This is a genomic window from Rasiella rasia (assembly GCF_011044175.1).
In the GTDB taxonomy this organism is placed as follows: domain Bacteria; phylum Bacteroidota; class Bacteroidia; order Flavobacteriales; family Flavobacteriaceae; genus Marinirhabdus; species Marinirhabdus rasia.
On sequence record NZ_CP049057.1, the window covers coordinates 2,447,611 to 2,464,821 of the forward strand.

11 protein-coding genes and 1 pseudogene are annotated in these 17,211 nt (G+C 37.6%); 9 read left to right on the forward strand and 3 right to left on the reverse strand.

The window, feature by feature from the left end:
* Positions 1-15: 15 nt before the first annotated feature.
* The gene (locus tag G5B37_RS11065; RefSeq protein ID WP_164680094.1) at positions 16-2,238 is read right to left on the reverse strand and encodes a TonB-dependent receptor; all 2,223 of its coding nucleotides are present in this window, start codon (positions 2,236-2,238) and stop codon (positions 16-18) included.
* A gap of 153 nt (positions 2,239-2,391) precedes the next feature.
* Positions 2,392-2,808, reverse strand: coding sequence for a hypothetical protein (locus G5B37_RS11070; RefSeq protein WP_164680095.1), 417 nt, complete (start codon positions 2,806-2,808; stop codon positions 2,392-2,394).
* Positions 2,809-2,942: 134 nt separating this feature from the next.
* On the opposite strand from G5B37_RS11070, the pseudogene uvrC reads away from it, so the two are divergent.
* The 9 genes and pseudogenes from uvrC (at position 2,943) to G5B37_RS11115 (ending at position 16,066) form a co-directional block, all read left to right on the forward strand.
* Positions 2,943-4,734: pseudogene (gene uvrC / locus G5B37_RS11075) on the forward strand (excinuclease ABC subunit UvrC).
* An 81-nt stretch (positions 4,735-4,815) separates the two neighbouring features.
* Entirely contained in the window at positions 4,816-7,056 is a 2,241-nt protein-coding gene (locus tag G5B37_RS11080) for a patatin-like phospholipase family protein (protein ID WP_164680096.1), read from the forward strand.
* Between the two features lie 58 nt (positions 7,057-7,114).
* Complete coding sequence (locus G5B37_RS11085; protein ID WP_164680097.1) at positions 7,115-8,281, forward strand: homogentisate 1,2-dioxygenase; 1,167 nt, start codon at positions 7,115-7,117, stop codon at positions 8,279-8,281.
* A gap of 150 nt (positions 8,282-8,431) precedes the next feature.
* Positions 8,432-9,595, forward strand: a complete 1,164-nt coding sequence (gene hppD, locus G5B37_RS11090) for a 4-hydroxyphenylpyruvate dioxygenase (RefSeq protein ID WP_164680098.1) — start codon at positions 8,432-8,434, stop codon at positions 9,593-9,595.
* 192 nt (positions 9,596-9,787) lie between these two features.
* Positions 9,788-10,558, forward strand: coding sequence for a DUF3108 domain-containing protein (locus G5B37_RS11095; protein ID WP_164680099.1), 771 nt, complete (start codon positions 9,788-9,790; stop codon positions 10,556-10,558).
* Positions 10,559-10,595: 37 nt separating this feature from the next.
* Entirely contained in the window at positions 10,596-11,498 is a 903-nt protein-coding gene (locus G5B37_RS11100; RefSeq protein ID WP_164680935.1) for a tryptophan 2,3-dioxygenase family protein, read from the forward strand.
* A gap of 34 nt (positions 11,499-11,532) precedes the next feature.
* The gene (locus G5B37_RS11105; protein ID WP_164680100.1) at positions 11,533-12,759 is read left to right on the forward strand and encodes a M23 family metallopeptidase; all 1,227 of its coding nucleotides are present in this window, start codon (positions 11,533-11,535) and stop codon (positions 12,757-12,759) included.
* A gap of 182 nt (positions 12,760-12,941) precedes the next feature.
* On the forward strand, positions 12,942-15,521 hold the full coding sequence (locus tag G5B37_RS11110) for a TonB-dependent receptor (RefSeq protein WP_164680101.1): 2,580 nt from the start codon (positions 12,942-12,944) through the stop codon (positions 15,519-15,521).
* Positions 15,522-15,619: 98 nt separating this feature from the next.
* Entirely contained in the window at positions 15,620-16,066 is a 447-nt protein-coding gene (locus tag G5B37_RS11115) for a hypothetical protein (RefSeq protein WP_164680102.1), read from the forward strand.
* A gap of 59 nt (positions 16,067-16,125) precedes the next feature.
* Here the strand turns inward: G5B37_RS11115 and G5B37_RS11120 are convergent, their stop codons facing one another.
* Entirely contained in the window at positions 16,126-17,184 is a 1,059-nt protein-coding gene (locus tag G5B37_RS11120; RefSeq protein WP_164680103.1) for an endonuclease/exonuclease/phosphatase family protein, read from the reverse strand.
* Between the last annotated feature and the right edge of the window lie 27 nt (positions 17,185-17,211).

Genomic DNA, 17,211 nt, shown 5'->3' on the forward strand with positions numbered 1-17,211 from the left:
CTCAATTCAAATTAGCTAAAAATTAACCGTAACCTTTCCGCGTATAAAGAAAGGTGTTCCAGGTGTAAAATGAATTTCTTCCACTGGTTCAGCTTCGTCAAAAAGTCTACTTTCTGTGGCAAATTGAGTTTCGTTCCACTCTGTATCGAAGAGATTCTCAATAAGTAGGCTAAAAACAAAATTCTTGTAGGTGTAGTTAGCGGTTATATCTGTTACAAAATAGCCAGCCGCAACGATACTATTATCTTCGTTTGCTGGACGATCTTTTATGTACCGATAGTTTAATCCACCAGAAAAAGCGCCTAAATTATCTATAGACACCCCTCCAGTTGACGTTAAATCTGGAGCTAGAGGAATGTAATCTTCACCTTCTAATTCTTCCGTACTTCGCGCATAGGTATAATTAATATCTCCAAAGAGGTAAAGCCAGTTTAGTGCTTCGTAGCGTGCGCCAAAATCTATTCCTGTTCTTCTGGTTTTACCGCTTGGTTCTACGATACCGACATCGCCTACATAGACAAATTCTTGATCTAAAAACAGGGCCCATAAAGCGCTATTTAGTATTAATTTGTCGTTCACTTTGTACACTATGCCTAGGTCGGCTCCGTAGGCAGCGGGTAAAATAGCTTCGCCTTCATTTGCAACGACTACACGTGCATCATTTGAGTGAAACCCGATACCAGTTTTAGCAAATAATTGCAATTGCTGATTGGGACTATAAACGGCTTTAAATTTCGGACTTGCAAATACTTTGCTTTCACTTTTGTTATCATAAGTTTCGGTAAGTTTATTTACATAATCGAATTTAAAATAATCGAGCCGAAGTTCTGGTGATAGACTGAAATCTCCTGTTGTATATTTAGTTTTAAGGTATGCAAAACTATTAATTTGATCTACATCTCCGAAGGCGAGACGCTCTAATAATTGGTCTCTGTTTTTAGTTCGTGAAAGTTGAACATCGTTTACATCATCATAACGCACACCAGCTCCTGCTGAATATTCAAAATCATTATCAAAGAGCGAAGTGTCTTTAGTATATGCTGTTTGAAATCCTAAAATATTCCGTGCTTCAAACTGCCGTATTTGATCTCCATTTACTGGATCTTCTAAGAAAAAAGTAAAATTGGAAAATAGCTCAAAATTGTACTGTGAAAAGTAGGCGCTGCTCTCTAAGTTTGATGTTTCGCTTAATTTTTTAGCATGATTTACCAAGAAATTTGTCCGACTGGTAGTTCCGCCCTCGGTAGCATCTATGGCGCCAAAGCGGCCAATGAGTCCTGATGCTACAGCTCGCTCGGGGATTTGCCCAGAAGCATCCCACTTGCTAGTAAAATGTGAAACAAGAAATGAAACGCGTTGATCGTCCTGCAGTGCAAAATTGTATTTTCCCATTACATTAAAGCGGTTGAAATTTTGTGGCGTTTCGTAAGGGCCATCAAATGAGTTTAACGAGCTTGCAACATAGGCGTTAGAAGTTGCGGTTTCTAGAAGCTTAAAAACGCCCGCGGTTCTAAAGGAATTAAAATCACCTATTTCTTGAGAAATAAAACTGTTTTTTACCTTGTCTTTAGTTTTAAAAGCTACGTAACCAGCAGTTGTAAAATCACCTCGCTCGGCATAATACGGACCTTTGCCAAACTCAATTTTGTCTAAGGTTTCAGGAATTAAAAAATGCAGGTCGCTATATCCTTGTCCGTGTGCATGCGATACCATATTCACTGGCAGCCCATCTACCGTTAGGTTTATGTCGGTACCATGATCAATATCAAATCCGCGCAAGAAAATTTGCTCTGCTTTTCCGCCCCCGGCGTGCTGGCCAATGATTAATCCAGGAACTTTTCTTAGTACTTCTTGTGAGTTTTTTACGGGATTATTTTCCAAATCTATGTTTACAATGCTATTAAGCACATCTACTTTTGGACTTATCACTATTTGTTCTAAGGATACTGCACTTTGTGTAAGTACTATTTTGATTGTTGTATTTACATCTGAAGCTTGAACTTGATACGTTAAGGGTTCAAATCCTAAAAAAGAAAAATAGAGTTCATTGTTTACGGTTGTTTTGTCAATGGTAAATTCACCATTATTATTAGTGTGCGAATGTGTACCACTGTTTTTATTAAATATTGCGACATCTTCTAATGGAAGGCTGTTTTGGGTTTCTACTATACCGCTTATTTTTTGCGCATTTGCAAATGCACAACAAAGAAGTAGCACCCATATAAGTTTACTTTTCATATAAATTAGTTTAGGGGTTGGTCATTTCAACCTTTGGAGGTTTCGCACAGGAGTGGGCACGCCCATATAAGCCAAGCCACAGTTATAGTGTTCTTAGCTAATTGTGCGATCTCTCACTGTGCAGCGAGATGACAAAATTTGTTAAAATCGGAATTATGAAAAGTTGCTTCTAGGAGGCGGAAGTATGTAGGGAAGAACTACGGAGTAAGGCTCAAAAGTATAATTGAAGTTCTTTTCTGAGCGGACGAGTATGTTTACTGCTTCGGAAGAAAACTGTTGTACAATATGTTTGTCTAGTTTAAATTCTTTAACAGGTTTCTCGTTGCCTTGTGCATCATCTTGAAACAAGGTGTTAAAAAACGCAAGAACTTTATGGTCGTGTGTGTGAGAAACGTCTAGCGTATGTGCAAAATCGTGAGAATGATGACTGTTGGTATTTAAAAGCGTATGCTCTAATTTATGAAACCCATCTGCCAAAGGTTTTTGCAAAGGAGCCAAACAATACAATGCTGCCACAACAATAATCGTTGTGTTTCGCAAAAATGTAATAATTGGTATTGGTTGGTTCAAGGTTGTGTATTTATTACAAATACGGCATAATAAAGGAAATGGTTTTAGATGAAAGCCAGCTTTAACCCAATCTTAACAGAATTTGAAAGCCGAAAGTTTCCGCAGAAAATTAAATTGCTAGTATCTTTACAGGTATGGCAGAAGCTTCGGTACCCTTACAAATTTCAACACTTCCTCAGGCGCCAGGTGTTTATCAGTACTACGATAAAGACGGGAAATTATTGTATGTGGGTAAAGCAAAAAATTTAAAGAAACGGGTAAGCTCTTACTTTACCAAAAATCATGAGAATGCAAGAACGCGTCTCCTAGTAAAGCGTATAAAAGATATTAAACATATTGTTGTGTCTACAGAAACTGACGCACTTTTGCTTGAGAACAATCTTATAAAAAAGTATCAGCCCAAGTATAATGTTATGCTAAAGGATGACAAAAGTTATCCGTGGATATGTATAAAAAATGAGCGTTTTCCTAGAGTGTTTCCAACGAGACGGCTTATAAAGGATGGCTCAGAATATTTTGGACCTTACACAAGTATGAAAACCGTACATACTTTATTAGATTTAATTAAAGGCCTCTACCCGCTGCGTACTTGTAATTACGATCTTTCTGAAGAAAAAATTAGGGCAGGTAAGTATAAAGTTTGCCTAGAATATCATTTGGGAAATTGCGCGGGCCCTTGTGAAGGGAAACACTCTGAGAAAGATTATCATGAAAATATTGAGGCGATACGCAATATTATAAAAGGAAACTTTAAAGATTCGTTGGGCAACTTTAAAAAACAAATGAAAACGTATGCTGAAAATTTACACTTTGAAGATGCGCAGCGTATTAAAGAAAAAATAGACATTTTAGAAAACTACCAAGCGAAGAGCACCGTCGTGAATCCAAAAATTAATGACGTAGATGTCTTTAGTATTGTTTCAGATGAGAGCTATGCGTATGTAAATTATCTTCAGATATCCTTTGGAAGCATCATTAGATCGCACACCTTAGAAATTAAGAAAAAATTGGAAGAAACAGACAAAGAGTTGCTAGAACTTTCTGTGGTAGAGCTACGACAACGATTTAATTCGCTAAGTAAGCAGATTTATGTTCCTTTTAAAATTGAAACTGAAGAGGGGGTGAAATTGCATATTCCGAAGGCAGGTGACAAAAAGAAAATCTTAGACATGTCTATTCGCAATGCGAAATATTACCGAATGGAGCGGTTTAAACAGGCAAGAATTGTAGACCCAGACCGACACGAAAAACGAATTATGGCGCAGATGAAAAAAGACTTGCGCCTGTCTGAAGAACCAAGACACATAGAATGTTTTGACAATAGTAATATTCAAGGAACCAATCCGGTGGCGGCTTGTGTAGTCTTTAAAAATGGAAAACCAAGTAAAAAGGATTATCGTAAATTCAATATAAAGACTGTAGTTGGTCCAGACGATTTTGCTTCAATGGAAGAAGTGGTTTATCGTCGTTATAAAAGATTAAAAGAAGAAGAGCAACCATTGCCCCAACTCATCATCATAGATGGAGGGAAGGGACAGTTATCTTCTGCGCTAAAAAGTTTGGATGCTCTGGAGCTTCGTGGTAAAATTGCCATTATTGGAATTGCAAAAAGGTTGGAAGAATTGTTTTATCCAGACGATCCAATTCCGCTGTATCTCGACAAAAAATCTGAAACATTAAAGATTATACAACAATTAAGAAATGAAGCCCATCGTTTTGGTATCACATTTCACCGTGATAAACGAAGTAAAGAAGCACTTGCGTCTGGATTGGAAAGTATAGCAGGAATTGGTGAAAAAAACGGTTGTGGAGCTGTTAAAACATTTTAAAAGCACCAAAAGAATAGAAAAGGCCAGTTTTGAGGAACTAGCACAAGTAGTAGGTGCTAGCAGAGCTAAAAAAATTGTTACTCACTTCAAGAAATGAGATAGAAAATACGTGTAACATAATAGATAATGTATTAACTTATAAAAGCCTTGAAGTCCTAAATATAGACACAACAAACACTTGAAACATTTTTTATACATAACATTCTTACTTATTACCTTTCAGGTATGGGCTCAGGACATCATTAAAGACAATCCAAAAGTTGGGGTTGTATTAAGTGGTGGAGGCGCCAAGGGTCTTGCTCACATTGGGGCTCTTAAAAAAATTGAGGAGGCGGGTGTGCGAATAGACTATATTGGGGGTACCAGTATGGGTGCGATAATTGGCGGGTTGTATGCTGCAGGCTATAGCGCCAACCAATTAGATTCTATTTTTAGAACGGTAGATTTCGATAGGTTAATTCAAGATGACATTCCGCGAAGCGCAAAAACATTTTACGAGAAAAACGAAACAGATAGGTATGCCATAACGCTGCCTTTTGAAGGCTTTCAATTGCGCTTGCCTTCAGGAATTTCTAAAGGCCAGAATGTATATAATCTCTTTAGCGAATTAACAGGACATGTAAGTGATGTAGACGATTTCAGCAAGTTACCCATCCCATTTTTTTGTGTCGCAACAGATATTGAAACTGGAAAGGCAGTGGTTTTAGAAAATGGCTACTTACCACAAGCTATTTCGGCAAGTGGTGCATTGCCTTCTGTGTTTAGCCCAGTAATGATAGGCGATAAGGTTCTTGTAGATGGGGGGGTGATAAATAACTACCCAGTAGACGAGGTGCGAAGTAAAGGTATGGACATTATAATTGGAATTGATGTTCAAGACAGTCTTAGAACGAGAAAAAATTTGAAATCAGGACTAGAAGTATTGGTGCAAATCAACAATTTTAGAACGATTGAAAACATGAAGGAGAAACGTACTAAAACAGACGTTTATATCCATCCCAAAATAGATAAGTTTACGGTTGTTTCTTTCAATCAAGGAGAGACTATCATTGAAGCTGGCTATAACGAAACAGTACGCTTTTCGGAACAATTGTTTACAATAGCCTCTAGACAGACTCCAATAGCAAAGAAGGAAGTGCTTTTTAACCAAGAAACAGCACTCTTTATTAATAGTGTGGTGATTGAAGGAAATGAAAATTATAGCAGATCTTATATTCTAGGTAAATTAAAGTTGAAAGTTCCTGATGTTATTACCTACGAACGTTTTAACGAAGGTGTGAATAATCTATCTGCTACGCGAAACTTTCAAGATATTAATTATCGCTTTGTTGAAGAGGAAGATGGTAGTTATACTGCTGTGTTTAAGTTAAGAGAAAGTGATACTAAAACCTTACTTCGGCTTGGCGCTCATTACGACGACTTGTTTAGAACGGCGGCTCTCCTTAACGTCACTCGAAAACGATTATTTACCAACAACGATATTGCTTCCTTCGATTTTATATTAGGAGACAATATTAGATACAATTTTAACTACTATATAGACAAAGGTTTTTACTGGAGTATAGGTTTTAATTCTAGTTTCGATTTTTTTGATAAAGATGTTCCGCTATCTTTTATTTTTCCGGAAGAGTCTGTAGTAGAAATTCAGAATCAGACACAACTTAATGAGATAGAGTTAGAGTATAGCGATTTTACCAATCAATTGTATTTTGAAACACTTTTTAGGCGTAGTTTTCTACTTGGGGTGGGGGTTGAACATAAAAAATTACGTTTTTTGTCTGAAACCATCGGCATAGACCAAGACAACAATCCGCGAACAGTTTTTGAAAACACCAACTATTTTAGTACGTACGGTTATTTGGTGTATGATACGTACGATAATTCATTCTTTCCGAAGAAGGGAATATACTTTTCAGGAGATTTTCATCTCTATATGTTTGGCGAAGGTATGAATGATAATTTTGAAAGTTTCAGTGTTGCAAAGGCGAAGGCAGGCTATGCAAAATCGTTTAATAAATTTACCGCGCTGCTAACTACCGAAGGGGGTTTTAAAATTGGTAATAACGACACCCAAGCTTTCGATTTCTCGCTGGGTGGCTTCGGCTTTAAAGAGATTAATAATTTAGTGCCCTTTTATGGATATGAGGCTTTAAGCCTTCGTGGTGATACCTATTTAAAAACAGGGCTGACATTTGATTATGAAATTTTCCGTAAAAATCATATAAACATTGCTGCTAACATTAGTAATGTAGGTGACAATCTTTTCGAAAATGGAGGATGGATAGACGGGATAGGCTATAGTGGTTTTGCATTAGGCTATGGTTTAGAAACGTTTTTTGGTCCTATACAGGTAAAATATTCCTTTTCACCAGAACGTGAGGTGAACGAGTGGTATGTGAGCGCGGGGTTCAAGTTTTAGGGCTTCCTTATCATTACCAACGGTAAAATTTTCCGATATTTGTAACAAACACGTGTCTATGCCTTTTTACCATACTTTAGGAAAAATACCACCCAAGCGTCATACGCAGTTTAGAAAGCCAGATGGAAGTTTGTACGCAGAGCAATTGTTCGGTACCATTGGTTTTGATGGTATGTATACCAACTCATATCACGAGCAACGGCCAACTCAGGTTAAAGAAATTAAAAGACAATACAGTGTTGCGCCAAAGATTGCAAAGAAGAATAATATGCAGTCCTATCGCTTTAGAGGGTTTCAAGTGCCTCCTCAGAAGGATTACTTAGAAAGTAGAAAAGCTGTTCTTACTAACAGCGATTGTACCATTATTTTAGCTGCACCACAAGAAAGCCAGGACGATTATTTTTATAAAAACACCGATGCCGATGAGCTTATTTTTGTGCATAAAGGCAGCGGTATACTTAGAACGCATTTAGGAAATCTAGATTTTAAGTACGGTGATTATTTGGTGATTCCACGTGGGATGATTTATAAAATGAAGTTTGACGATGCTGATAACAGATTGTTTATCGTAGAATCGAGAAGACCAATTTATACACCCAAACGCTACAGAAATTGGTTTGGCCAATTGTTAGAGCATTCTCCTTTTTGCGAACGCGACCTTCGGAAACCTTACACCTTGGAAACCAATGATGAAAAAGGTGAGTTTTTAATGAAGGTAAAAAAGGGTGACGAAATGTTTGAAATGGTGTATGCTAGTCATCCGTTTGATGTTGTGGGGTACGACGGCTATAACTATCCGTATGCATTTTCTATCCATGATTTTGAACCAATTACTGGACGAATTCACCAACCACCACCTGTACACCAAACCTTTGAGACAGATGCTTTTGTAGTGTGTAGTTTTGTACCACGTTTATACGATTATCACCCGTTGAGTATTCCAGCTCCTTACAACCATAGTAATATTGATAGCGATGAAGTATTGTATTACGTAGATGGGGATTTTATGAGCCGAAATGATGTAGATGCAGGACATATATCATTGCACCCAGCAGGAATTCCGCATGGGCCACACCCTGGATCTGTAGAACGAAGCATTGGCAAGGTACGAACCGATGAGTTAGCTGTAATGGTAGACACCTTTAAACCCCTTATGGTGACCGAAGAAGCGTTGAAAATTGCAGACGAAAGTTATTTTCAATCTTGGTTGGATGAAAACAAATAAACAATGACAACAATAAAACACAGAGTTGATCTAACACCTCAACTGCGCGCTATGTGGTAAATACTTTCAATAGGTTACAACCCGTAGATTGAGCGCATTTAGAGGCCTTAATCATTTCATTTTTATTAGACATTAAATAAATAGAACATCATGCCAAAAGAAATAAAGAACCTTAAAGATTTACAAAATACAGAGTACGGACTCAAAAAATTGTTTGACGATGCCGAAGATTTTCTTCCGTTGTTGGGTACAGATTATGTAGAGCTGTACGTCGGAAACGCTAAACAAGCGGCCCATTTTTATAAAACAGCCTTTGGGTTTCAATCACTTGCGTACGCAGGTCTTGAAACAGGTGTAAAAGACCGTGTCTCCTATGTGTTAAAACAAGATAAAATTAGACTGGTACTTACGTCCCCATTAAATAAGGGTGGCGACATTAATAGACATTTAAACGAGCATGGCGATGCAGCCAAAGTTATTGCGCTGTGGGTAGACGACGCAACAAAAGCGTTTGAAGAAACAACCAAAAGAGGAGCTAAACCTTATTTTGAACCACGGATAGAAGAAGACGAACATGGCCATGTTGTTAAATCTGGTATCTACACCTATGGAGAAACCGTACACATCTTTGTAGAACGAAAGAATTACAATGGCGTTTTTCTCCCAGGTTTCGAGACGTGGGAGTCGCATTACAATCCGCCACCAGTTGGTTTAAAATTTATAGACCATATTGTAGGTAATGTAGGTTGGGATGAGATGAATACATGGTGTAAGTTCTACGCTGAGGTGATGGGTTTTGCACAAATTATTTCTTTTGCCGATGATGATATCTCTACAGAATACACGGCTTTAATGAGTAAGGTGATGAGTAATGGGAATGGACGTATTAAATTTCCAATTAATGAACCGGCTGAAGCTGAGAAAAAGTCGCAAATTGAAGAATATCTCGATTTTTATAACGGCCCAGGCGTGCAGCATCTGGCATTAGCCACAGATGATATAGTCGCTACCGTTTCTGCTATGCGCGATCGAGGAGTAGAGTTTTTGTATGTGCCAGACACGTATTACGATGATATTTTAGAACGCGTGGGAGAGATAGATGAAGACATTAACCTGCTGAAAAAACACGGAATTTTAATAGACCGAGACGAAGAAGGGTATCTACTTCAGTTGTTTACCAACAATGTATTAGATAGACCTACCATGTTTATTGAAATTATTCAACGAAAAGGAGCACAAAGTTTTGGCGTTGGGAATTTTAAAGCCTTGTTTGAAGCAATAGAGCGCCAGCAAGCAAAAAGAGGAACTTTATAGCCAATTTATGCTGTAACAAATAAAGAACGCTTCAGTCTAGTAATAGATAGAAGCGTTTTTTTGTTGTAAAATTTCAGTAAAAAACATTCTATAGAACAATATCAAAAGGGTAACTTAGTTACTAAATTATCGAGGCGCCTATTTTTTTGGAACAATACTTGCAAATTCAATAGAAAGTCTCAAACAACACTCATGAAAAAATTAATTACACTATTATTCTTAACGGTTTCTATAGTCCTTTCTGCTCAAGAAAAGGCATATGAAGATGGAGAATGGTTTAAGTTTAGAATTCATTACGGATTTGTAACTGCGGGCTATGCTACGTTGCAAGTAAATGATGCTACACTTAACGGAAAAGAGGTTTACCATGTACAAGGTGTTGGTGAAACTATAGGGATGAGTCGCTTCTTTTTTAAAGTTGAAGATTATTACGATTCTTATATAGACAAAGAGAAAGACGTTCCTTATAAGTTTATTCGGAAAATTGACGAGGGTGGACACACCAAAGACATTGAAATAGATTTTGATCATGATTCTGGAAAGGCATTGGTGCACAATAAAAAGCATAAAACAAAAGAGTTAGTTAGCTTTCCGAAAGATGCGCAAGACATGGTGTCGGCTTTTTATTACCTCCGTAACAACCTTGATACCGAAAATATTGAAGTTGGAGAAACGGTAAACATGAATATGTTTTTTGATAAAGAAGCGTATAAATTTCGATTGAAGTTTTTGGGAAGAGAAGTGCTTAATACAAAGTTTGGTAAAATTCCTGTGATGAAATTTAGGCCGTATGTGCAAGCAGGGCGTGTGTTTAAAGAAAAGGAGAGTTTAACCGTTTGGGTAACAGATGATGATAATAAAATGCCAGTACTAATTAAGGCAGACTTAGCCGTTGGATCCTTAAAAGCAAGTTTAGTTGAGTTTAAAGGATTGCGGCATTCTTTCAGAATTGTTGTAGATTAGCACCGTGAAAGACAAAGAAGCAGAACGTACAAAATTAATGGAGCAACTGGAAGAAAAATACCAGTTGCTAGACCAAGATTTAAACACCCACTTAGAAGGGCTTTTGCACAGTACCCCCATAAATTATTGGGATTATATAAAGACTGATGCCTTACTGAGCTTGCAAACGCAAGAAACAGTATTTCCAGACGAGATGGTCTTTATTATGTACCATCAGGTAAACGAGCTTTTGTTTAAAATGATGCTGTGGGAAATCCAGCAGATTTCGTATAAAGAACATTTAACCGCTCAGTTCTTTTCTGAACGCGTACTTCGTGTAAGCCGTTATTTTGACATGCTAACCTCTTCGTTTCAGATTATGACGCAAGGCATGGAGGTGGAGCAATATTTAAAGTTCAGAAACACATTAGCTCCGGCAAGCGGATTTCAGAGTGCGCAATATAGAAAGATAGAATTTTCGTTAACCTCACTCATTAATCTTATCGATGCCCGGTACAGAAAAACAATAGACCGAAACACACCCTACGATCACGCTTTCGAACATTTATATTGGCAGGCGGCTGGCAAAGATTACCACACGGGCAAAAAAAGCTACACCTTAAGTGCTTTCGAGAAAAAATATAGAAAGGAGTTTATTCTTTTTATGGAAGAGTACAATACCATCAATATATACGCGAGGTTTTTAGATTTACCATCTGAAGCAAGAGAAGATGAAACATTAATAAAGGCCATGCGTCATTTAGATAGGACCATTAATATTACATGGGTGATGGCTCATTATAATACAGCAGCAAAATACCTGAATCACGGAAAGGAGCCTCAAGAAGCTACTGGAGGAAGTGAATGGGCAAAATACATGCACCCTAAATATCAAAAACGCATATTCTTTCCATCTGTTTGGACTCAAGAAGAAATTGATACTTGGGGGGAAGATGTGTAACAAAGCGAAAAGAATCTTTAGAAATTAAATTACCTTGAAAAACCTACTTTTAAGTATACCCATTTTGTTAGCGCTGTTGGCGTGCGATCAAGATAAAGATGATGTTATAGAAGATATTCAGCAGGAGCCTACTCCGGTTGTCGTAGAAGAATTTGGGTATGTGTTAAACGATTTTAATGTAATTCGAGACACCATTCGTCCAGGCGATACTTTTGGTGGGATTTTGGATCAGAACGGGGTTAGTAATAAAGAAATTCTGCAAGTTGCCACTCAGTTTCGAGACAGCTTTGATGTGCGACGTATTGTTGTGGGTAAGCCTTATGTGTTGCTAAATTCTAAAGATTCTATTAATAAAACTGAAATTTTTATATATCAGAAAAATAAGGTGGATTTTGCTGTGGTCGATTTTCGAGATTCTCTCAATGTCTATTCAGACGAAAGACCCGTTACAATTCTTGAAAGAGAGGCGTCTGGAGTAATTTCAAGCTCTCTTTCACAAACTATGGAAGATAATAACTTGAGCCCTGCCATGACAGACCGATTGGCAAACATTTTTGCGTGGACTGTGAATTTTTATGGCCTGCAAAAAGGTGACAATTTTAAAGTGGTGTATTCTGAAAAGTATATAAATGACACCATTCCTGCTGGTTTGGGTGAAATCAAAGCTGCTTTTTTTGAACACCGTGGAAAGCCATTGTATGCATTTTTATATGAAAAGGATACAGTGTCGGGCGAAAAGGATTATTACGATGAAAACGCAGATAATTTACGACGTGCTTTTCTGAAATCGCCTATTAAGTTTAATTATAGGATTTCTTCTAAATATAATTTGAAACGCCGTATTCGGTACTATGGCTATAAACTACGACCCCATAAAGGGACAGATTTTGCTGCGCCCTTAGGTACGCCAATCTTAGCTACCGCAGATGGTACGGTTACCAAATCTGAGCGCAGAGGCGGGAATGGTAATTATGTGAAGTTAAAGCACAATGCAACCTATGAAACCCAATATTTGCATATGAAAAAGCGAAATGTACGTGTTGGTGAATATGTTCGTCAAGGTGATGTTATTGGATGGATTGGGATGACAGGTAACACAGGAGGTCCTCATGTTTGTTATAGATTTTGGAAAAACGGGAAACAGGTTGATCCTTTTAAAGAAGATTTACCTTTTTCTACTCCGTTAGAACCACAATACCGGGAAGGATATTTCGATTATATTCCTTCGATGAAAGACCGTTTAGATTGCATTCTCTACTAATTTAGAATCGTTCTAATTGTTGATAAGCCTGTTATCAACTAATCTTCTTCATGTCAGATACTTATATATTATATAGTACATTTATCTTACCAATCGTTTGTTAGCATTTTGTTAACATTGAATGATGTTTCTTTCGATGTAACTTCTTATTTTTGCTGCAAATTAAAAACTCACATACAATTATGAAGAAAATTTTACTTTTTACATTGCTTTTAGCTGGATTTACAGCTTTTTCGCAAGGAACAGTGACGGGTACCGTCGTTGATTCAGAGCTTGGAGCTGGACTCCCAAGTGCCAACATTATGGAAGTTGGTACAAGTAACGGTGCTATTTCAGATTTCGATGGAAACTTTTCACTTGCTGTTTCATCAAATTCAGGAAAAATTAAAATCACCTACGTAGGTTTTTTAACAAAGACCGTATCATTTACTGTAGTAAACGGAACTGCAGCTTTAGGTAGCATTGGCCTAGACGCAGACGAAAACACTTTAGATGAGATTGTTATTGTTGGTAGTGGAGTTATTGACTTAGCTTCAGACCGTAAAACACCAGTAGCTGTATCTACGATTACCGCACAAGAAATACAAGCACGTGCAACTGGTAACGTTGAGATAACTGAGGCAATCAAAAATACGCCTTCTGCTTACGTATCTGGTCAAACAGGTTTTGGTGACGGACAATTATTCTTACGTGGTTTTGACAACTCTAACGTTGCAGTCTTACTTAACGGTCAGCCTGTGAACGGTATGGAAGATGGAAATGTATACTGGTCTAACTGGTCTGGTATTGCTGACATCGCAAATGCTATTCAGGTACAACGTGGTTTAGGTTCTTCTAAATTAGCGATCTCTTCTGTTGGGGGTACTACAAACATTATTATGAAAGCTGCCGACAGAACTGAAGGTGGTTTTGTACGTTTTCTAGGAGCAAACGATAGTTACTTTAAAGGAACTGTTGCTTACGATACTGGAATGAACGAAAAAGGATGGGCATTCTCTGTATTATTAGATCACTGGCAAGCACACAGAAAGTGGGCTAAAGGAACATATGGTCAAGGACAGAACTATTTCTTTGCTGTTGGTTATAAGCCAAATGAGAAGCACGCATTCAATTTCTTAGTAACTGGTGCGCCTCAATTACACGGTCAGAGATTCTCTCAATCTCAAGAAAGACTTGATGCAGATCCTAAGTTCAACGAACATTGGGGATACACTGAAGATGGAATCGAATCTGAGCGTCAGAATTTCTACCACAAGCCAGTAATGAACCTTAACTGGGACTGGACTATGAGTGATAAAACAGACCTTTCTACAGTAGCTTATGCTTCTTGGGGTCGTGGTGGAGGAACTGGACCTAGAGGTGATAGCCCTATTCGTACAGAAGATCCTGACGGTGCAGGTCCATTAAGAGGACAAATAGATTACCCAGCAAATATTGCTAACAATACATCAATTGGTCTTGGTAACACAGACGGCCCTGATGGAAACGGTTACATTAGAAGAGCTTCTATGAACAACCACCAATGGTATGGATTGATTTCTAACTTAGGTCATGACTTTACAGATAATCTTTCTGTAAACTTTGGAGTTGATGTTAGAATGTACACAGGAGATCACTTCCGTCAAGTAGTTGACCTTTATGGTCTATCTGGATGGGCTAATGATACTGCTAATGGTTCTACAGTAACTAATACATACGAAGCTGATCCATGGGCTGCACTAAGTAACTTTGCGCCAGAAGAAGATCGTATCGATTATGATTACTCTGAAGATATTAACTATCAAGGTGCTTTTGGACAGGTTGAGTATGCAACAGACAGATTCTCTGTATTCTTTCAAGGAGCATTTTCAAACCAGTCGTACCAGAGAGAAGGTCGTTTTAGTGACCCTGGTTCTTCAGAAAAATTCAACAAAACTGGATATAACTTAAAAGGTGGTGTGTCTTATTCTATCAATGAGATGAACACTATTTTTGTAAATGCAGGACGTTACTCTCGTCAGCCATTCTTAGATAACGCTTTCCAAAATATTAGAGTTTCTAATACATTGGTAATGCCAGAAGTAGAGAATGAAGAAATTACTGGTTTTGAAGCAGGATACCGTTTCGAAGCTAATGACATTCGTGTAAACTTTAATGCATACATCACAGATTGGGATAACAGAACTATCTTATCTAACGGTATTGACGATCCTGATGGAACTCCAGACTCTGGTGACGAAACAGAAATCAATATTTTTGAAAGAGGTGTTAGACAATACCATACTGGTGCAGAACTTGACGTTGAGTGGAGAACTACAGACTGGTTAACACTTAAAGGTTACGCTTCTGGTGGTAGCTGGGTATATAAAGGAGAAACTAACTTCCAGATATACAACAACGACACTAACGCGTTGATTAGTGAAGGTGAAGGAGTTGATCGTTCAGGTGTTAAGGTTTCTACTGCTCCGCAAACTGCAGCAGGTGCAGGATTTAGAGTTAAGGTTATACAAGGCTTAAGCTTTGATGGTAACTACAACTACTATGCAAATCACTATGTTTTCACAGATTTGAATTCTACTGCTGAAGATCTTGCAAAGCTTGATGCTTATGACCTATTAGATCTTGGAGTTTCTTACAATTTCAACTTTGGAGGTCAGAAACTTGTACTTAGAGGAAACGTATTTAACGTATTCGATACACAAGCAATTCAACAAACAGACCGTTTCGGTTTAATCAATACAAATGGTTTAACTTACAACGGATCTATTAGATACGAATTCTAATAGCATTTAATTTGTTATTATTGAAACCGCTCCATTTTTGGGGCGGTTTTTTTATTGAATTATACCTACCTTTACGTTATAACCAAACACATAGAACTATGTATACTACCATTCAATTTATACACTCCTATTGGGCTTATTTAGTAGTATTTGTGGTGCTAATTGCCACAATTAATGCACTGGCCGGGTTCTTCGGAAATAAGGAATACAGTCCGAAAGATTTTAGACTCGCACTTTTTGCCCTAATTACAACACATATTCAGTTTTTAATTGGTTTAGTGCTGTTCTTTGTTTCACCTTTAGGGATGCAAAATATTAGTAATGTAGGAATGGGAGCCGTAATGAAGAATGACGTTTTCAGATTGTATGCTATCGAGCATCCATTTACTATGATTTTAACCGTTGTCCTTATTACTATAGGCTATTCTAAACATAAAAAGAAATTAGTGAGCAAGCCTAAATTTAAAATGCTGGCTATTTTCTATACCATAGCACTAGTACTGCTGCTTAGTAGAATTCCTTGGCAGCAATGGTTAGATTTTTAACAAGTTAAAGTCGAAACTCTTAAAAAATGCCCTGAAGACAATTTGTTTTTTGGGCATTTTTAGTTTTCTTTTTTCTCTTTAATAAGATAAACATATACAGGGAAGTGATCGCTATATCCTCCTGTAAAGCTTCCGTTGCCAAAACTACGATAGGGATACCCCTTGTACCGCCCATTTGTGTTTGCCAAATACGCTTTGTTATAGATTCCTGCCTTGTAAAATCTATAGGTAGTGTAGTCATCCTTCATTAATTCACTAGAGACAATTATTTGATCAAATAAGTTCCAAGCATCACGCCATGCCAACGTCCCTAAACCCTTTTTATACATTTTTTCCATAGGGTTATATAATTCTTTGAGTTGTAGATTTTCTTTGTTCTTCTTAGCTTTAAGATGTTTTTTTACACTAGGACTCGTAGGGTCATCATTTAGGTCACCCATGGTGATAATCTTCGCGTAAGGATTTTCAGAAAACAAAGAATCAATGATTCGTTTATTAAGTTTGGCAGCATTAATTCGCTTTTGTCTACTTCTAGCTTCTCCGCCGCTCCGTGAGGGCCAGTGATTTACAATGACATGAATTTTTTCTCCATCTAGCATACCACTTACTAGTAGTTGATCTCTTGTGTAAATACGCTTCGATGGGTCTTCAGAGTCGTAAATATACAAGGGGACTGCAATGTAATTAGTAGGAATAAACAGGCGCTTTTTATACAACAACGCTACGTCAATGCCACGGCGATCTGGAGAATCGAATTGCACAATACCGTAATCTGTTTCAAGAAGAGACTGTTGGTTTACTAAATCTTCTAGAACACGCCTATTTTCGATTTCGCAAACTCCAATTAAGGTAGGAGACATTCCTGTAACTTCAGCGCCAATTTCTGAAATTACCCGCGCCATGTTTTTCAACTTTAGGTTGTAGATATCTTCCGTCCAATGATCTTTTCCCTCTGGAGTTCGATCATCGTCGTAGGTAATTGGGTCGTTCTCATAGTCGAATAAATTTTCTAAGTTGTAGAAGGCAACTGTATTTATTTTGAATTCTTTTCTTTCTTGTGCATACACGTTATACGTACCAACAATAGCAAGAAACATAAAAAGTGGTAGACTCTTCATAGTTAATTAAAATAATAAGGGAGTACA

Coding starts and splice junctions, on each gene's coding strand:
- hppD (WP_164680098.1), top strand. CDS start 8,432: ATGCCAAAAGAAATAAAGAACCTTAAAGATTTACAAAATACAGAGTAC.
- G5B37_RS11085 (WP_164680097.1), top strand. CDS start 7,115: ATGCCTTTTTACCATACTTTAGGAAAAATACCACCCAAGCGTCATACG.
- G5B37_RS11120 (WP_164680103.1), bottom strand. CDS start 17,184: ATGAAGAGTCTACCACTTTTTATGTTTCTTGCTATTGTTGGTACGTAT.
- G5B37_RS11115 (WP_164680102.1), top strand. CDS start 15,620: ATGTATACTACCATTCAATTTATACACTCCTATTGGGCTTATTTAGTA.
- G5B37_RS11095 (WP_164680099.1), top strand. CDS start 9,788: ATGAAAAAATTAATTACACTATTATTCTTAACGGTTTCTATAGTCCTT.
- G5B37_RS11065 (WP_164680094.1), bottom strand. CDS start 2,238: ATGAAAAGTAAACTTATATGGGTGCTACTTCTTTGTTGTGCATTTGCA.
- G5B37_RS11110 (WP_164680101.1), top strand. CDS start 12,942: ATGAAGAAAATTTTACTTTTTACATTGCTTTTAGCTGGATTTACAGCT.
- G5B37_RS11100 (WP_164680935.1), top strand. CDS start 10,596: ATGGAGCAACTGGAAGAAAAATACCAGTTGCTAGACCAAGATTTAAAC.